Annotated in this window: 19 protein-coding genes; 2 read left to right on the forward strand and 17 right to left on the reverse strand. The window is 58.6% G+C overall.

The genetic code is table 11. From position 1 onward, the window contains the following. Nucleotides 1-13: 13 nt before the first annotated feature. Nucleotides 14-1,159, forward strand: coding sequence for a tRNA 2-thiouridine(34) synthase MnmA (gene mnmA / locus ACRZ94_RS00680; RefSeq protein WP_480796455.1), 1,146 nt, complete (start codon nucleotides 14-16; stop codon nucleotides 1,157-1,159). On the opposite strand, the gene ACRZ94_RS00685 is transcribed toward mnmA, so the two are convergent. The 17 genes from ACRZ94_RS00685 to ACRZ94_RS00765 all read right to left on the reverse strand — a co-directional run bounded on the left by ACRZ94_RS00685 (nucleotide 1,156) and on the right by ACRZ94_RS00765 (nucleotide 16,345). Next, on the reverse strand, nucleotides 1,156-1,737 hold the full coding sequence (locus ACRZ94_RS00685) for a cadmium resistance transporter (protein ID WP_480796456.1): 582 nt from the start codon (nucleotides 1,735-1,737) through the stop codon (nucleotides 1,156-1,158). The two genes, mnmA and ACRZ94_RS00685, sit on opposite strands and share 4 nt — an antisense overlap. Next, complete coding sequence (lpxB, locus tag ACRZ94_RS00690) at nucleotides 1,737-2,894, reverse strand: lipid-A-disaccharide synthase (protein WP_480796457.1); 1,158 nt, start codon at nucleotides 2,892-2,894, stop codon at nucleotides 1,737-1,739. The genes ACRZ94_RS00685 and lpxB overlap by 1 nt, the downstream gene beginning before the upstream one ends. After that, entirely contained in the window at nucleotides 2,894-3,688 is a 795-nt protein-coding gene (locus ACRZ94_RS00695) for an LpxI family protein (protein ID WP_480651167.1), read from the reverse strand. The genes lpxB and ACRZ94_RS00695 overlap by 1 nt, the downstream gene beginning before the upstream one ends. 3 nt (nucleotides 3,689-3,691) lie before the next feature. Beyond that, nucleotides 3,692-4,477 carry an acyl-ACP--UDP-N-acetylglucosamine O-acyltransferase gene (gene lpxA / locus ACRZ94_RS00700; protein WP_480651165.1) on the reverse strand — a complete coding sequence of 262 codons (786 nt, stop codon included), beginning with the start codon at nucleotides 4,475-4,477 and terminating at the stop codon, nucleotides 3,692-3,694. Then, nucleotides 4,474-4,947 (reverse strand): 3-hydroxyacyl-ACP dehydratase FabZ, encoded by a 474-nt coding sequence (gene fabZ / locus ACRZ94_RS00705; protein ID WP_480651163.1) that lies wholly within the window; start codon nucleotides 4,945-4,947, stop codon nucleotides 4,474-4,476. Before fabZ ends, lpxA begins: the two co-directional genes overlap by 4 nt. A gap of 71 nt (nucleotides 4,948-5,018) precedes the next feature. Next, nucleotides 5,019-5,585, reverse strand: a complete 567-nt coding sequence (locus ACRZ94_RS00710; RefSeq protein ID WP_480651161.1) for an OmpH/Skp family outer membrane protein — start codon at nucleotides 5,583-5,585, stop codon at nucleotides 5,019-5,021. Nucleotides 5,586-5,609: 24 nt separating this feature from the next. After that, entirely contained in the window at nucleotides 5,610-7,970 is a 2,361-nt protein-coding gene (bamA, locus tag ACRZ94_RS00715; RefSeq protein WP_480796458.1) for an outer membrane protein assembly factor BamA, read from the reverse strand. A gap of 128 nt (nucleotides 7,971-8,098) precedes the next feature. Beyond that, on the reverse strand, nucleotides 8,099-8,227 hold the full coding sequence (locus ACRZ94_RS00720) for a hypothetical protein (protein WP_480651157.1): 129 nt from the start codon (nucleotides 8,225-8,227) through the stop codon (nucleotides 8,099-8,101). Nucleotides 8,228-8,317: 90 nt separating this feature from the next. After that, on the reverse strand, nucleotides 8,318-9,670 hold the full coding sequence (gene rseP, locus ACRZ94_RS00725) for an RIP metalloprotease RseP (RefSeq protein ID WP_480796459.1): 1,353 nt from the start codon (nucleotides 9,668-9,670) through the stop codon (nucleotides 8,318-8,320). A 195-nt stretch (nucleotides 9,671-9,865) separates the two neighbouring features. Next, nucleotides 9,866-10,648 (reverse strand): phosphatidate cytidylyltransferase, encoded by a 783-nt coding sequence (locus ACRZ94_RS00730; RefSeq protein WP_480651154.1) that lies wholly within the window; start codon nucleotides 10,646-10,648, stop codon nucleotides 9,866-9,868. Next, nucleotides 10,645-11,376, reverse strand: a complete 732-nt coding sequence (locus tag ACRZ94_RS00735) for an isoprenyl transferase (protein WP_480651153.1) — start codon at nucleotides 11,374-11,376, stop codon at nucleotides 10,645-10,647. The genes ACRZ94_RS00730 and ACRZ94_RS00735 overlap by 4 nt, the downstream gene beginning before the upstream one ends. 9 nt (nucleotides 11,377-11,385) lie before the next feature. Beyond that, on the reverse strand, nucleotides 11,386-11,949 hold the full coding sequence (gene frr, locus ACRZ94_RS00740) for a ribosome recycling factor (RefSeq protein WP_480651151.1): 564 nt from the start codon (nucleotides 11,947-11,949) through the stop codon (nucleotides 11,386-11,388). A gap of 186 nt (nucleotides 11,950-12,135) precedes the next feature. Beyond that, nucleotides 12,136-13,131, reverse strand: coding sequence for an acryloyl-CoA reductase (acuI, locus tag ACRZ94_RS00745; RefSeq protein ID WP_480651149.1), 996 nt, complete (start codon nucleotides 13,129-13,131; stop codon nucleotides 12,136-12,138). A 102-nt stretch (nucleotides 13,132-13,233) separates the two neighbouring features. Further along, the gene (locus tag ACRZ94_RS00750) at nucleotides 13,234-14,337 is read right to left on the reverse strand and encodes a dimethylsulfoniopropionate demethylase (protein WP_480651147.1); all 1,104 of its coding nucleotides are present in this window, start codon (nucleotides 14,335-14,337) and stop codon (nucleotides 13,234-13,236) included. A 1-nt stretch (nucleotide 14,338) separates the two neighbouring features. Beyond that, nucleotides 14,339-14,845, reverse strand: coding sequence for a DinB family protein (locus tag ACRZ94_RS00755; RefSeq protein ID WP_480796908.1), 507 nt, complete (start codon nucleotides 14,843-14,845; stop codon nucleotides 14,339-14,341). Continuing rightward, nucleotides 14,845-15,549 (reverse strand): DUF1326 domain-containing protein, encoded by a 705-nt coding sequence (locus ACRZ94_RS00760; RefSeq protein ID WP_480796460.1) that lies wholly within the window; start codon nucleotides 15,547-15,549, stop codon nucleotides 14,845-14,847. Before ACRZ94_RS00760 ends, ACRZ94_RS00755 begins: the two co-directional genes overlap by 1 nt. Nucleotides 15,550-15,553: 4 nt before the next feature. Next, nucleotides 15,554-16,345 (reverse strand): DUF2182 domain-containing protein, encoded by a 792-nt coding sequence (locus ACRZ94_RS00765; protein WP_480651143.1) that lies wholly within the window; start codon nucleotides 16,343-16,345, stop codon nucleotides 15,554-15,556. 87 nt (nucleotides 16,346-16,432) lie between these two features. Here ACRZ94_RS00765 and ACRZ94_RS00770 point away from each other — a divergent pair, with 87 nt between their 5' ends. Further along, complete coding sequence (locus ACRZ94_RS00770) at nucleotides 16,433-17,164, forward strand: FadR/GntR family transcriptional regulator (protein WP_480651141.1); 732 nt, start codon at nucleotides 16,433-16,435, stop codon at nucleotides 17,162-17,164. Nucleotides 17,165-17,175 lie beyond the last annotated feature (11 nt).

The raw sequence follows: 17,175 nt of genomic DNA on the forward strand, positions 1-17,175 counted from the left end.
CGCTGGAATCATCATGGCCCTCGATACCGAGACACCGCTGAACTCGCTTGGCTTTGCCAAACCCCCGTCGGAAACACGGGTGGTTGTGGCCATGTCCGGTGGCGTGGACAGTTCCGTTGTGGCGGCCCATCTGGCCGATCAGGGCTATGATGTCGTGGGCGTCACGTTGCAGCTGTACGACCATGGCGCGGCGCTGGCCAAAAAAGGCGCGTGTTGTGCGGGGATCGACATCCACGACGCGCGCCGCGTGGCCGAGGAGCGCGGGTTTCCGCATTACGTTCTGGATTATGAGAATATCTTCAAGGACGCCGTGATTGATGAATTCGCCGACAGCTATCTTGCGGGTGCGACCCCTGTTCCCTGCATCCGTTGCAATGAGCGGGTGAAATTCAAGGACCTGCTGGAAACCGCCAAGGACCTTGAAGCGGATTGCATGGCCACCGGTCACTATATTCAGCGCATGATGGGTGCCAACGGCCCCGAACTGCACAGCGCCGAGGATGCGAACCGCGATCAGTCCTACTTCCTGTTCTCGACCACGCCCGAACAGCTGGACTTCCTGCGCTTTCCGCTGGGCCACCTACCCTCGAAGGACGCAACCCGAGAGATGGCGGCACAATACGGGCTGGCCGTGGCGGACAAACCCGACAGTCAGGACATCTGTTTCGTGCCCAATGGCAACTATGCCAGCGTGATCGAGAAGCTGCGCCCTGGCGCTGCGGAACCGGGTGAGATCGTCCACGCGGATGGTCGTGTATTGGCCCAGCATGATGGCGTGATTCACTACACCATCGGTCAGCGCCGCGGTTTGGGGATCGGTGGCCTGAGCGAGCCGCTTTATGTGGTCAAGCTGGACGTCGACAAGAAACAGGTCGTCGTTGGCCCCAAAGAGATGCTGGCCACCCGCACCATTCCTGTGCGTGAGATCAACTGGCTGGGGGATGAGCCGTTCACGTCGCGCAAGGAATGGCACCTGAAGGTCAAAGTCCGCTCGACCCGCCCCCCGCGTGAGGCGATTATCCGCCCCCTCTCGGACACCACTGCCGAGATCGAGTTGCTGACGCCCGAAGAAGGTGTCTCGCCCGGGCAAGCCTGTGTGTTCTATGCTTCAGAGGGCAGCCGCATCTTTGGTGGTGGCTGGATCTGGCGCGGGTACTAAACCGCGTCCGTCCACGAGTTGCTGAGGATATATAGCCCGGCGCAAATCATTACATAGGGCACAAGGCTCTCTAACCGGCGGGCCAGGGTTCCGCTCATGAAAGGGGCTTTTGCCCCCAACATCGCGACTGAGGCCAGACTCGCCGCAGCGCAGCCTGCTCCGATGACACCAGCAGATCGGAAGCCCGGTGCAGAATCCGCCAGCAATGGCGCAAGCACGGCGAAGGTGTCCATCGACAGGCTGATAAACAGTAGCGTCACCATGATCACCGATGCTCCGGTGTCCAGCTTTGGGTTCGCGTCAGCTTCTGCGCCCATTTTGCGCCGGATCAGGGCCAGCGCACCCAGGCTCAGCGGGATCAGGCCCAGATACCCGGCCCAATGGGGTACCACATCATCAACCCCAAGGGCCAGCAGCAACGCGGCCCCAATCACTATGACCTGTGCCAAAAGGAACCCGGTGACCGACCGTTTGGCACCCGACACCAGCGACAACGCCAGCAGCGCTGCGAGGTTGTCCAGATTGGTCAGAACCTGCGCCATAAAAGCCGACAGCCCAAACAGCACGAAATCCAGCATCACGCGCCCATCCGGTTCAACACGGCCTTGGCTGCGCGCAGTCCGGGGGCTTCGCCCCCACGTCCCAAACGCTCCATGGTAACGGCCATCGCGTCTTGCTGCGCATTCGGGGACGCGGCAACCGCCTTCAGCGCCGATGCAATGTTGTCGGGCTGGCACTCATCCAGCAGACATTCAGGCACGGTTCGGGTTTCTGAAACCAGATTAACCAGCGTCACCGTATCCAGCTTGACCATTTTCTTGGCGATCAGGGTGGTGAGCCAGTTGAGGTTGTAGGCAATCACCATCGGCGTGGATTGCGCCGCCAGCTCAAGCGAAACAGTCCCGGACGCCGCCAGCGCCAGTTCCGCGGCTGCAAATGCCGCGCGTTTCTGGCTGACCGCCTGATCCGACGGCATATCGCGCGGATCAACGACAACAGGATCACCCGGCCAGCTTTGGACATGCTGCGACACTGTTTCAATCATATGCGCAACCGCAGGCACAACCACACGCGCATCTGGCCGGTCATTCAGATAGAGTTTCAGTGCCTCACCAAACACCGGAGCAAGCCGTGCGACCTCTCCACCGCGTGAGCCGGGCAGCGCCAGAAGGATCGGTGCATCACCCAGACCATATGCTGCACGAAACGCCTGAATATCGTCTTGCGTGGCCACGTGCTCGGTTGCGACGGGATGGCCGACGAAATCGCACTCCATGCCGGCACGTTCCATATAGGGCGGCTCAAACGGAAGCAGCGCAAGGACATGGTCTATGACCTTGGCCATCTTATCCGCCCGGCCCGGTCTCCAGGCCCAGACACTGGGGGCGACGTAATGTACAGTGCGAATATTGCTGTGCGCTTTGACGATCTTTGCAACGCGCAGCGAGAAGTCTGGACTGTCGATCGTAATCAGCACATCTGGCTGCGTGTCCAAAACGGCCTGCGCCGTCTCGGCGATCCGGCGTTTGAGGTGGAAGAACTTGGGCAGCACCTCTACCAGTCCCATCACCGAAAGCTCGGCCATGGGAAAAAGGGTGTCCAAACCCTGCGCCTGCATCAGTGGCCCGCCGACCCCATCAAACTGCACATCTGGCACTAGGCTGCGCAGCCCCTCCATCAGCGCACCGCCCAGTCGGTCGCCCGAAGGTTCGCCGGCGACCACGAATACTTTCATCAGCTGGCCCGCTCTCGCACGTATAAGAACAAGCCCAGACGATTGCAGTCCTCGATGACCTGTTCCTGGTTCAGGACAATAACGCCACCCTTTTCGATGAAAATCCCGGTCAGCCCTGCCGCGACCGCGCCTGCCACGGTATCAGGACCAATGGTGGGCAGATCGGCGCGGCGATCCTGATCGGGTTTCGGGGCTTTGAACAAGACCCCTCCGCCCGCATCGGGACGCTGGGTCAGGGATTGCAGCATCCAGTCGGTACCAAAGATACTTTCCACCGCCAGCGCCTGCCCTTTGGATACGGCACATGCCTGTCCTATATCAGCTGCCCCCATGGCGCGCAGGATGCCCGCCGCCCGGTCCGCGTCGCCCAGTTCAGCGTCAGATGGCTGTGCTTCGGTCAGGCAGCCCAATTGCGGAAGCAAGCTCGGCGCGATTTCATGCGCGGCGCGCACGGCCAGACCCGCTTGCTCGAATATCCCGATCACGGCACGCAGCGCGCCGTCATCGCCAAACATCAACGCCTGCTGCAACACGGGCACCAAAGGCATTGTCGCCGCATCAATACGCGCCGGATCAATCGCCGGGCGCCGCACTGCGCCCGCCAAACAAATATCGGTCACGCCGCGCGATTTGATATCCGCGATGAAGCTGCCCAGCTGTTCCAGCGGGAAGACAACATCCGGAGTCAGCGTGTCGGGCGTAAACCCCTCCATCGCGCAGACGATTGGCCGGTCCGACAGGTGGTTCACCACCTCGTCCGGCAAAGCACCCGTTCCCGCAATCAGCGCCAGCATGGGTTACTTCCTCGGGGTCAGGAAGGATCGATCCGATTGTCCAGTGACGAAATCGACGATCCGTTGCACATATTCGCTTTGGTTGTCTGCGCCGACACGGTGCGCCCGTTCCATAAACGTGCCTTCCCCGTCCGTGAGTTCACGGAAGGCCGCACGCAGGGCCGAGATATCCTCGCGCGAGACGCCCTTGCGTTTCAACCCGACCAGATTGAGCCCGTCCAGTTCACCCCGCGGAGCCTGAACCAGGCCATAGGGGATCACATCATTGGGCACCATGGTCAACGCGCCAATGATCGCGCCACGGCCCACGCGCACCCATTGGTGCAGGCCCGAAATGCCGCCCACGATCACGTCATCTTCGATGATGCAATGCCCGGCTGCACCCGCGTGGTTTACCATGATCACACGGTTGCCGATCTGGACGTCATGCGCCACATGCACACCGGCCATCAGCAGGCAATCATCCCCGATGCGTGTCACACCGCCACCGCCATCGGTGCCGGTATTCACTGTCACATGCTCGCGGATGCGGTTGCGCTTGCCAATCTCAAGCCGGGTATTTTCGCCTCCGAATTTCAGGTCTTGCGGGATCTCACCAATCACCGAGAAATTGAAGATGACTGTCTCATCCCCGATCGAGGTATCGCCGGTCACCACAACATGCGACTTCAGCTCAACCCTGTCGCCCAGTTTGACCTGCGCGCCGACATAACAGAACGGTCCTATGACACAGCCTTCACCGACCTGCGCACCGTCTTCGATGATTGCGCTTGGATGAATGCCGCTCATGTCGTTTTTTCCATATCCCAGTCAACATAGGCCGAGAATTCCGCCTCGGCAGCCACTTCGCCCTCAACGGTTGCGCGACCGGCAAACTTGAAGATTTTGCCGCCCTTCTTGCCGCGCACGGTTTCGACGTGCATTTCCAGCACATCGCCCGGGATCACTTTGCGGCGGAATTTGCACTTGTCGATATTCATGAAGTAGATCAGCAGCTCGCTGTCGATCACGTCCATGCCTACGCCCAGCATCACACCCGCAGTCTGCGCCATTGCCTCAACAATCGTTACGCCCGGCATGATCGGAGTTCCCGGGAAATGGCCCTGGAAATGCGGCTCGTTCATGGTGACGTTCTTGATGCCAACTGCCGACTGATACCCCGAGATATCGACCACCTTGTCGACCAGCAGAAACGGATAGCGGTGCGGCAATATGCGCTGGATCAGCTGAATGTCGGCGCTTTGGGTTTCCGTGCTCATGATGAAGTCGTCCCGTTCTGGATTTCAATTTGCGCGTGGTTAGCAATACCGCGCGTCAAGGGCAAGCAAACCTATTCGCTAGCCCCGGTTTCGCCGGTGCTGCCATCACCGATTGCAGCGTCGATCCGCGCAATCGCCGCCTCGGTGATGTCGGCGCTTTCAAGGCTGATGATTACATTCGACCGTTCCATAAGGATCGATGCGCCGGATTCGCGCAACAGGTCGATCAGGATGGGCTGAACCAGCTCATAGAACGTTTGTCGTGCCTCTTCGCTTCGCTGCGACAGTGCATCCAACTTGGCGCGCTGGCTTTCCCGGTGCGACTGTACCTTGGCGTCGAATGCTTCGGCCAAGGGGCGAAACTCTTCCGCACTCAAGGTCGCACGTTGTTCGGTCAGGTCCTTCTCTTCCCGGCTCAGCTGTTCAACAATCTGCTCGTTTTCTTCGCCCAGTAACGAGCCTTCGGCCTCGAACTCTCGCAGGATACGCTGACCAAAGGCAGAGTCCGTGAACAGTTGATCGGTGGACAGCGTTACAACACTGCTCTGCGGGACACCCAGTTGCTGTGCATGCAAGGGCGCCACACAGGCCAGTGTCAGAAAAGTACACAGGGCCCAAAAAGGGCCCTGTAGTTTCATGAGAAACGTCTTCGGCATCCGTGATCAGAACCGTGCCTGAACCGTCAGGTCAAAGTTCTGCTCGTTGTCGAAATCTTCCTTTTTGATCGCTTTCGAGAAGTTAAAGCGCAGCGGACCAAACGGAGTTTCCCACAGCACCGAGACACCCAGCACGTGACGGATCGAGCCATCTTCGCCCACGATATCAGCACCTGCCGTGTTCACATCGCTCAGGTTGTAGAGGTTCCCGAAGTCATAGAAGACACCACCGCGCAGGCCCAACTCTTCGGGCAGACCCAAGGGGAAATCGGATTCCAGACGAACAACCCAGTAGTAGTTGCCGCCAATCGCATCGTCCTGCCCGTTCGACAGATCGCGCGGACCGATACCAGCGGGTTCAAAACCGCGGAACACGCTGGGCCCAAGGACGAAACGGTCGATTGTACGGCTAAAGTCACCGCCGCGCCAATGCAGCGCACCGGCCTCAAGCGTGGCGCGCAGAACAACTTCTTCGTTCCAGACCCGCTTCTGCGCAATGCTGCGCAGGGTCGTTTTGAAGAATTCATTGTCACCGCCCAGACCGGCCGCATCGACACCCGCTTCGAACAGAACACCTGCATTGGGGTTCAGACCACCAAGACGACTGTCATAGACATAAGATACGCCCAGCAGGCTAGTTGTCCGTTCACCCTGTGCGATTTCCGACGAGATGACGGCACCGTTGATCTCGTCATCCTGCTGGGTCATTTCGCTGTTTTCCCAGCCATAGCGCAGGCGCAGCGAGGACAGCTCACCAATCGCGTAGCTTAGCTGAGGACGGAAGAACAATGTATCGGTGTCATAGCTGGCGAAGCTTGAGTTCGTGGTCGCCAGACCCAGACCCAGATCAAAGCGCAATCTGCGCCCCAGCAGATAGGGTTCCGAGAAGTTGATGGTATACTGCTCAGAGTCCTGCGCTGTCGACAGGTTGAGACCAATCGTCTGGCCACGACCCAGGAAGTTGGATTCACGCAGACCAACCGCAATACCAAAACCGTCAGCAGCCGAAAAGCTACCACCCAGGCTCAGCGAGCCGGTCGGTTGCTCCTCCACGTCCACATCGACGATCACCTGACTGGGGGTCGAACCCTCGCGCGGTTCAACATCGGCCACGGTAAAGAAGCCAAGCGCACGGATACGTTCGGCGGCCTGACGAATTTCACGCGGATTGAAGGGATCACCTTCCACGGTGTCGAACTGACGACGGATCACGCGGTCCAGCGTTGTGGTATTGCCTTCGATATCGATGCGCTCAACAAAGATGCGCGGGCCGCGTGTCAGCACGAATTGCACGTCCAGTGTCAGATCCCGCGCATTGCGGGTGACACGTGGTTCCACGCGCAGAAAGTCGACGCCCTGTTTGATCCCCAGACGCTCCATACGGGCGATGGAGTTTTCAACCAGCGAAGGCGTGTAGGTCACACCCGGCTTGATTTTCAACGCCGCCTGGTAAGCTGCCGGGTCAACGCCCGGAATTTCGCTGACCGTGCTGATCTGACCGAACGAAAATTTCTGCCCTTCGGTGATGTTCATCACCAGGAAAAACGCATCACGTTCGCGGGTAAATTCTACATTCGCGCTGTTGACCCGGAAATCCACATAGCCACGGGACAGGTAGAAATCCCGGATGACCTGCTTATCGAACTCGATCCGGTCGGCGATGAATGTATCACCGCTCAGGAATGTCCGAAGCACGTTGGCCTGCTTGGTCTGCAGCACACGGCGCAGACGCCGGTCCGAGTAGGCGCGGTTGCCGACAAAGCTGACGCGTTCAACTTCGATCGTTGTTCCCTCTGCCACTTCAAAGACCAAATCGACCCGGTTGTCGTTACGGCGGATGATGCGCGGAATAACAGTGGCCGAGACACGACCCTGCGCCGAATAAATCTCGGCAATCAGATCGGCATCGGCTTCGGCCATTTGAGGGGTGAATACCCGGCGCGGCTGTGAGGTGATCGCCTCAAGCAAAACATCGTCCTTGACGCGCTGGTTCCCCTCGACGCTGATCTGGTTGATCGTTGGATATTCTTCAACCGTGATCAGCAGCGTGTTGCCTTGCGGGGTCAGCTCAACTGTTTCAAAAACACCACTGTCAAGCAAACGCTGAAAGGCATCGTTAAGCTCACCACCGGTCACTGTCTGACCCGGTTCAATCCCTGTTCGGGCGATGATGGTCGAGCTTTCTATGCGTTGGTTGCCTTCGACATCAAACGAATTGATGACGAAAGTCTGCGCCCGGGCCGCTTGTGGAAAGGGCGCAAAGCTTACTATCGACAAAAAGAAAATTAACGTTAGTGACCGCCACAAAATCTTGTTTTCTGGCTTTTGTCCCCCGCAGGATGTGCCCGCGCCTCGGCTATGAGTCATTTTTTTCACTACCCAATATTTTTGGACTTTATTGCTGAGTAGCGAGATTATTGAATCTTGTCAAAAGACCAAAACAGAAAGCGGCCGCTAGGGCCGCCTCGTGTGGTTTTCACAACAGAGATTTAGAATCACATGGTGATCAGATAGGCCCACCCGCCAATGGCGACAGCCGTGGCCCCAAAGAACAACAACATGTCCCAGTTCAACACGAACAGGTAGCCGACACTTTCAGCAGACTTTCGCAGTACCTTTGCCATAGGACCCTCGGACTCAAAACGAAGAACGCAGCATAAATTAACCGTGAATTGCGGCGGAAATGCGGCTTTTTCGTGAGGTCCGCGTCACATTCAGCAGAACAGATCGTTCGTAACCGAAAACACCATCAGCCCTAAAATCAAGGACACCCCAACGCCCATCAGGATACGCAATGCACCATCGCTGGGTGGTTTGCCGGTAACGGCTTCATATGCGTAAAACACCAGATGCCCGCCATCCAGCGCTGGGATCGGGAACAGGTTTAGCAACCCCACGGCAGTCGAAAGAACTGCAATGAAAAAGATAAAGTTCTGGGCCCCCTGGCTGGCCATCGCACCCGAAGTCTCGGCGATTCCGATGGGACCGGATATATTGCATGTGCTGATCGCACCGGTGATCATATGCCAGACCCCCGACAATGAGCCATCGACAATGCGCCATGTTTGCTGGACACCGCCTGACAAAGATGACCAGACACCCGCAGGCTCAGTCGCTGGTTCAAGCGCCATTCCCCCGACAATTCCTATACGCCAATGGGTTACGAAGCCACCCTCAGGTGTTGGCTCATCTGTTCGACGCGGCACCAATGCGAACTCAAGATCCGCCCCATCCCGCCAGACATTCAACAGCAAAGCCTTTCCGTCCGACCCTTCGACGTAATCCTTCAACTGATCGAACGCAAAAATGCTGTCACCGTTGACCGCAGTAATCACATCCCCGGCTTTCAGATCGATATCCATGGCTGCACTGCGCGGAACAACCTGTTGGATCAACGGCGGAAACAGCCAGGGGCCCGACACATCCAAAGCCTGCCCGTCACGGATCACGCTATAGGTTAGCGCAGGCTCGACCGGCAGAGCTTCGGTAAAATCCGCCCAGGCCCCTTGCTGATCGAAATCGGGCACGGCGATCCCGTCAATGGCAACGATCTCATCACCGTCGCGCAGCTCTTGCACTGTGCCCGGCAGCGGGTGCAGTGTGCCAACGGTCAAAGGTTCTTTGGTGACACCTTGCGACAGGAAAATCAGGCCAAACACCAGAATCGACATCACAAAATTGAACACAGGGCCCGCAGCAACCGTTGCAGCACGGGCCCATAAAGGCGCGCCATGCATTGTACGGCGCAGTTCCTCGGGGCTTTGCTGGCTGATTTCCTCCATCGCCTCTTCGTCTTTGCCAGACGCGGCATTGGCATCGCCCAGAAATTTCACATAACCCCCAAAGGGCAATGCTGCCAATTGCCAGCGTGTCCCGCGCTTGTCGACGCGGCTCAGCAAAACAGGGCCAAATCCGATCGAGAACACCTCGGCGTGGATGCCGGACCAACGGCCCACGATATAGTGGCCGTATTCATGGACCGCTACGATCACCGACAGCGCGATCACGAACGCGCCGACAGTGTAAAGCAGGTTGCCGAAGGAAGGGATCAGAGAAATGAAGTCCAAGTTTTTATCCTGCTGACTGAATGGCGGAGGTTGTGTCGCTGTTATCTGCCAAATGGCCCGTGTTTAAGGCGTTATCAAGGTTCAATTTAGCGCTGGAAACATCAAGCCGCCCCACGCCCCATAATAGTAAGACAACCACAGGTCGACCCATCGCAAATGTGATCCGGGGCAAAGGCCCAGAGATCGCCATACGCATCACATGCTGCCGGGGCCATAGAACAGCCCCGCGATCAGAACGAACAGAGCCGCCCCCATCATGCCGTCGAACCGATCCAGGAACCCGCCATGGCCTGGGATCAGGTTCGAGCTGTCCTTGACCCCAAACTTCCGCTTGGTCGCGCTTTCGACAATGTCGCCCGCCTGACTGGCCATCGACGCCAGAACCGAGATCAAAACGAACGTGGCTCCGAACCCGCCATATGCGGCAAACACAATGCCCACCACGGCGGCGGCGGCCCAGCCACCGGCGGTTCCCGACCAGGTTTTCTTGGGGCTGACGCGCGGCCAGAACTTGGGCCCGCCGACAGCTTTGCCGACAAAGTACCCTGCCACATCGGTCGCCACGACGACCGAGATCAGCCAGACCATCCAGACAAAACCCATGTTTTCGCGGATCGCGATAAAGCCCAGCCCCGAGGCGGCGATCCAGATGGCAAACAACGCATAGATGCCTTTGGAGCGGCTGACCTGCCCTGCCCCAACCAGCGCCGGGGCCACCAGAAATGGCAGCTTGTAAAGTGGCGGTACGTGATAACTGATCAGAACCGCGACACCGGTCAGAATTCCAAGCTGCACCGCAAGTCCGGTTTTGTCCTGGTCGATCATCCGGACCAGCTCCCAGGTCATCAGACCGCAGGCAACGGCGATGAAGGTTTCAAACCATAAACCGCCCAGCCAAACCTCGACAGCACCAATCGCCACAAGTACAGCCGCCGAAAGCACTCGGGCGGTCAGATCAGACCAACGGCTGTCCGTCATGCGGGAACGGCTCCAAACCGTCGCTCGCGCGAGCCGAAACTCCGGCACAGCCGTTCGAGTTCGGTTGCGGTGAAATCAGGCCACAGCGTGTCGATGAATTCATACTCCGAATAGGCCGATTGCCACAGCAAAAAGTTGGAAATCCGCGCCTCGCCGCTGGTGCGAATGACCAGATCAGGATCAGGAAGAACGTGGGTATCCAGATACTTAGGCAGCGTCTCTTCATCCACATCCTCGGGGCGCAACCGCCCTTCGGCCACGTCGCGTGCCAAACGCTTGGTTGCGCGCGCCACCTCATCACGACCGCCATAGTTCAGGGCGATGGTCAGGTGCACCAGATCGTTATCTCTGGTTTCCTCTTCCAGCATGTCCATCAGGTTCGTCAGCTTGGAATCCAGTCGAACCCGATCCCCGATAAAGCGCACGCGAATCCCGTTTTCCTTGAGGGTCCGGGTTTCCTTGATGATATAGCGGCGGAACAGGCTCATCAGCCCGGCAACTTCGGCCTGCGTCCGTTTCCAGTTCTCGGTCGAAAAGGCAAAAACCGTCAGATATTTAACGCCCAGCCCCGGACAAGCCTCGACCACCTCGCGCACGCGCCGCGCACCCGCATGGTGGCCGAAAAGCCGAGGCCGCCCCCGCGCCTGCGCCCAACGTCCATTGCCATCCATGATGATGGCGACATGGCGCGGCCCGGCCACAGTCTCGGTATCTGGGGCTTTGCGCATATCCGGGACTCAGACCTGCATGATCTCGGCTTGCTTGGTCTCAAGTGCAGAATCGACGGCCTTGATCATCTCGTCGGTCAGATCCTGAACCTCGGCTTCCCAGAATTTCTGGTCATCCTCGGACATACCGTCCGACTTGGCTTTCTTGATCTGGTCCATCCCGTCACGGCGCACGTTGCGGATCGAAACCCGCGCATGCTCGGCGTACTGACCGGCAACCTTGCCCAGCTCACGACGGCGTTCTTCGTTCAGTTCCGGGATCGGCAGCATGATGATCGTACCGTTCAGCTGAGGGTTGATCCCCAACCCACTTTCCCGAATAGCTTTTTCGACTTTACCGACCAAGCCTTTGTCCCAAACATTAACCGTTACCATCCGCGGTTCCGGCACGTTCACGGTACCCACTTGGTTGATGGGCGTCATTGACCCATAAGCATCCACCATCACCGGCTCCAGCATCGAGGCCGAGGCCCGCCCGGTTCTGAGCGAGGCAAATTCAGTTCTGAGGTTGGACATGGCGCCGTCCATGCGCCGTTTCAGATCATCGGTATCCAGTTCGAAATCGTCAGACATGCTGCTCACTCCCCGTCTTCAGGTGCTGTTGGCATGGCTCTTAAGCCATCGCAATTGGGATGTATAGCAATGATGATGGGGAAATGCGTCAATGACCAGAGGTGTTTCCGGCATTTTCGCGAAGTTTCAGAGATAAATAGACCGGTCGGCAAAGAATCCGGCCGGTCCATGAAAGCGCCCTGTCGATCAGGCGTTTACATCCACAACGACGCGCCCTTTGACCTGACCTTTCAGGATGTCGGCACCCAATTGCGGCAGATCACTCAGGGTTGCCGGAACGACCATCGCCTCAAGCTTGTCCATCGGCAGATCGGTGGCCACACGCTGCCATGCGCGCAGGCGATTGTCATAGGGCTGCATCACGCTGTCGATGCCCAGCAGGTTGACCCCGCGCAGCAGGAACGGAATCACGGTTGCAGGCAAGGCCGCGCCTCCCGCCAGACCGACCGCCGCAACTGACGCGCCATACTTCATCTGCCCCAGCACACGCGCCAGCATCTCGCCCCCGACGGCGTCCACACAGCCGGCCCAGGTTTCACTCTCCAACGGGCGCTTGGTGGTCTCGTTCAGCTCTTCGCGCGGAACAATCGTGGTGGCCCCCAGGGAATTCAGGTAGTCACCGGTTTCAGGGCGGCCTGTAACGGCTGCAACTTCATACCCCAGATTGGCCAAAATCGCCGTAGCCACTGATCCCACGCCACCCGCAGCGCCGGTGACCAGAACCGGCCCGTGATCCTTTTGCATTCCCTGATCTTCCAGCGCCATTACGGCGAGCATCGCAGTAAACCCAGCGGTCCCAACCGCCATCGCCTGCCGCGCATCCAGACCATCGGGCAAAGGCACCAGCCAATCCGCACGCGCGTTGGCCTTTTGCGAATAGCCGCCCCAATGGGCCTCACCCACGCGCCAACCGGTCAGAACCACCTTATCGCCGGGCTTATAGCGATCGTCCGAGGACGCCTCGACCGTACCCGCATAGTCAATGCCGGGAACATGCGGATAGTTGCGCACCAGGCCGCCACCTTTGGGAGACAGGCACAAACCATCCTTATAGTTCACGGTCGAGTACTCAACCGCCACCGTGACCTCACCCTGTGGCAGATCATCCGCAGACAGCTGCTTGACCGCCGGGCTGGCCAGACCGCTTTCCTCGTCCTTTTCCATAACCAACGCATTGAACATCTTTTTTCCCTTTCTTTCCCTGGCGACAGGCCCCGTTCTTCACCTGTCTAAAAATATCCCGGGGGAGCCGCACAGCGGCGGGGGCAGCGCCCCCAACCGCCCTCAGATCCAGAACTTCTCCTGAATAGTGGCTCGGCGCAGACCGTCCGGCGTTTCAACCTCAACACCTGTGCCCGCATCCCAATGGCTCAGCCGCATCATCCCGATAGAGACGTTCGTCTGAAAATCTGGGGACCACGCGGCCGAGGTGACTTGCCCGACCTGCTTGCCATCCGCCAGAACCGGCCATGGACGATCACAGGGCGGCACGGCGTCCCCCTCAATCGCAATCGGACGAATCTGCTGCACCGGCCCCTCCTTGGCCACACGCAGCAACGCATCCCGTCCGATACATCCGATAGCCGTATGGGTATTGCAGAACTTGCCCAGCCCACATTCGTGGGGCGTATTGTCGTCGGTCATGTCATTGCCATAGGACAGCAACCCGCCCTCGATCCGCTCAATCAGGTTCGGACAGCCCGCCCGCACCTGCAAATCTTCGCCCGCCGCAAACAACGCGTTCCACAGCGGCATACCAATGTCCGAGCCTTCGACATAAATCTCGAACCCGCCCTGTTTCGAATAGCCCGACCGCGCGACGGCCAGATCACGGCCTTCGAACTGGAACATGTCGAACTTGAAGAACCGGATATCGCGTACGCGGTCGCCAAAAACCCGCGCCATCAGATCATCCGCCTTCGGTCCCTGAATGGCCAAGGGCGACACGTCCGGCTCATCCACCAGAACATCCAGCCGATAGCCCGCCGCAATCCCTTTAACCCACAGCAACAAGTCACTGTCCGCAATGGAAATCCACCAGCGGTCATCAGACAGTTTCACGGCCACCGGGTCATTCAGCATACCGCCGGTTTCATCGACAATCGGCACATAGAAACACTGGCCCGGCAGCATCCCCCGCAAATCACGCGGCGTCAGCATCTGCATCAGGCGCGCAGCATCCGGTCCGCGCAGTTCGACCTGCCGTTCACAGGCTACATCCCAGACCTGAACATGGGTCTTGAGATGCCGGTAATCGGCCTCAACACTTTCAAAAACCGTCGGCAGCAGCATGCGGTTATAGACGGTGTACCCTTTGACACCTGCGGCCTCGACACCGTCTGAGAACGGCGTGCGGCGCAACCGGCGGGACAGGGAAATTTGCGGCATGTCATACCTCCTGCGGCATGAAGACAAGATCGCTGACAGGTGCGGCTGATCCAGTTTCGGTCAGCATCTGGTGCAACTGCCCACGATGGTGAGTTTGATGGTTAAACATGTGGATGACGCATTGCGCGTAAGGCAATGTAACATCAGCTTCTTTTGCGGCTGAGAACCAGGTGAATTCACCGGTCAAAGGCGCATCACCAAGGGTCTTGGCCCAGTCTGAAATACGTGCATCGATCTGTTCGCATAACGGCACCCAGCTTGACAGATCATCACAAAGCGAGACGCTTTCCGGAATACCTCCGCCCGGCCCTTGGCCTTTGTCAAAGCGCGAGATCCAGATCCAGTTGCCCCACAACAGATGGTTCGCCGTTCCCATGATCGAGCCAAAGAACGCGCCCCGTTCTTTGGTCAGATCGCCAGAGGAAAGCGCTTGCAGAAAACCCGATAATTGACTGTTTTGCCATCGGTTATAGCGCGCCATCTCCTGCGCATATGCGCCGCTGATCATCACTTAGGACCATGCCAGTCGATCGGGCAGATTTCGGCGGATTTGCCACCGAAATCCCAGACCCGGCCATAGTCACGCACCTTGGATTTGGTGCCGCGCGCCACGATAATGTCCGCGCCCATCCAGTATTTGGAGTTGCTGACCATGACAGGATGATCGGCGTCTTTGCCTGCCATCATCTCGATCTCACCCTGAATCTTGCGCCCGATCATGATACGGCGCTTGGTGCCATCTCGCTCAATCTGGACCGGAGCACGCTCGGCCCCGATGATCTCGCTGACCAGCATGGTGAACAGTCCGGTGGTGCCGCCTGCCTGACCGCTGAAAATCTGCAGCAACCCGTTATACGCCTTGCCGCTGGCGCGCTCGTCCACATAGGCGGCAACCTTCCATTGCCCCTCGCCCATGCGGCCCGGAATATCAACCAGCAGGCCCACGTTCAGGCCCGACAGATCCTCGCCCTCATAATGGCCCTCATCGATGATCACGCCCATCCACGCGTGGCAATGCCCTTCGGTCGGAGGATGCGCGCCCAGCGACACAACGCAGGGGCAGAACACATCGCAGGAGCAGTTCAGGATCAACTCACCCTTGATGGCCCAGTCTGTCGGGCTCATCTCGCGCCGTTTGGGGTTGGGCATCCGGCTGTCAATGCGCTGGCTGATCGGCAGCCGGTCGGCTTCGGGTTTCCTGTTTTTAGCCATACACTTATCCTCCGAAAGTAAAGGGATAGATCAGCAGGAGAAGACCACCTGCGATCAATGCAAACCCCATCGGTCGCGTCACCGCGTGACCGATTTGGGGAAGTTTCTCAAGAACCATGAACAGCGTCGCAAGACCCATCCAAAGCAAGCTCATGACGCCACCAACAAACCCCAGCGCCATGAAGCCCCAGCAGCAACCGACGCAAAAGGCCCCAAGGCCAAGCCCCATACGCACACCACCGGCGAAACCGGTTTTCCAGTGGCCCAGGAAATAGGTCATCGGCGCGTGGCAGACGCCATGGCAGACCTCTTTCGCTCGGGTGAACTGAAAGGCGCCAACAGCGATCATCAGCCCCCCGGCGAACCAGGTGGATTTTGCGATGCCCAGCATATCGACCACACCACCGAAAAGCAGGCCAAGCTGTACACCGGTGATCAAGGCCGCAAACCCGACCCAGACGATGAAATACCCGGTCAAAACGCCGATCCACCCCGCGCGCGTGCCATTGGCGCTGCGGATCAGGTCCTCATAGCTGCGCAGGGTCGGCACGAGTGTCGGCAGCATCATCGCCGCCATCATGATCGCCCACATCCAGAACAGCGGCCCGAACTCGGCCATGGGCATATACATGTCCATGCGCGGGTCCATTGCCGCCATGGCCTGACCCATCGGGCCCGGGCGACCAATCCAATCCAGATCCATGTCACGGCTCATGGTGAACATCATCCACCACGCCCACAGGATCAGAATGTAGAACCCCAGCCATAATCCGCTGCGTAGAACTGCGCGACTCACGTTGGCCCTCCCGACTCAGTGCTTGCTTTTCAAATGTCAGACTTTTAAATGTCAGACAAATAAAATCTCACCAACGGTCTCCGGAATATGAAAATCGACCCGCAAAACCCTGCTGATCTGTCTGCGCAGATCGCGCAAGCCATCCGTGACGCCATCATCTCGGGTCAGTTGATCGTGGATGAACGTTTGCCGTCCGAGGCCGAACTGTCAGACCAGTTCAAAGTCTCACGCCCGACCGTGCGCGAGGCGTTGAAACGGCTTGCAGCGCAGTCTCTGATCCGCACACAGCGTGGCGCCAGTGGCGGTGCCTTTGTCAACCGGATCAGTTTCGAGGACGCCTATTCGCAGCAGATCACCACCTCGACCCTATTGCTGTCGATGAACGCGATCAGCTTTGATACCGCGTGCGAGGCCCGGTTTGCGCTGGAACGCGCCTGTGCGCCTTTGTCGGCGCAGCGTCGCACGGCGGATCAACTGGCCACCATGCGGGCCGAGATCTTTCGTCAGGCCCAGCCCGGCCTGACGGATGAGGCGTTTTGCGCCTCGGACGTCGCCTTTCACCGCGCTCTGGTCGACGGTGCGGGTAACCCGGTTCTGTCTTACCAACTGGCAGGAGCGGTCGAGGCGATGCAGCCGTTGATGAACATGATCACCTTCACCGCCCGGTCCCGCGAAGAAATCATCGCCCTGCACGCACAGATCGCCGATGCGCTAGAGGCCCGCGACGCAGAAAAGGTCGACACAACGCTGGTTGAGCTTGAAAACTACACACGCAAGCTAGCTCAGGACGTGGCACAACAACGCCGCAAACCAGCTTGAGCGAGGGTATG

The sequence above is a fragment of the Ruegeria sp. CH10 genome (assembly GCF_056537125.1).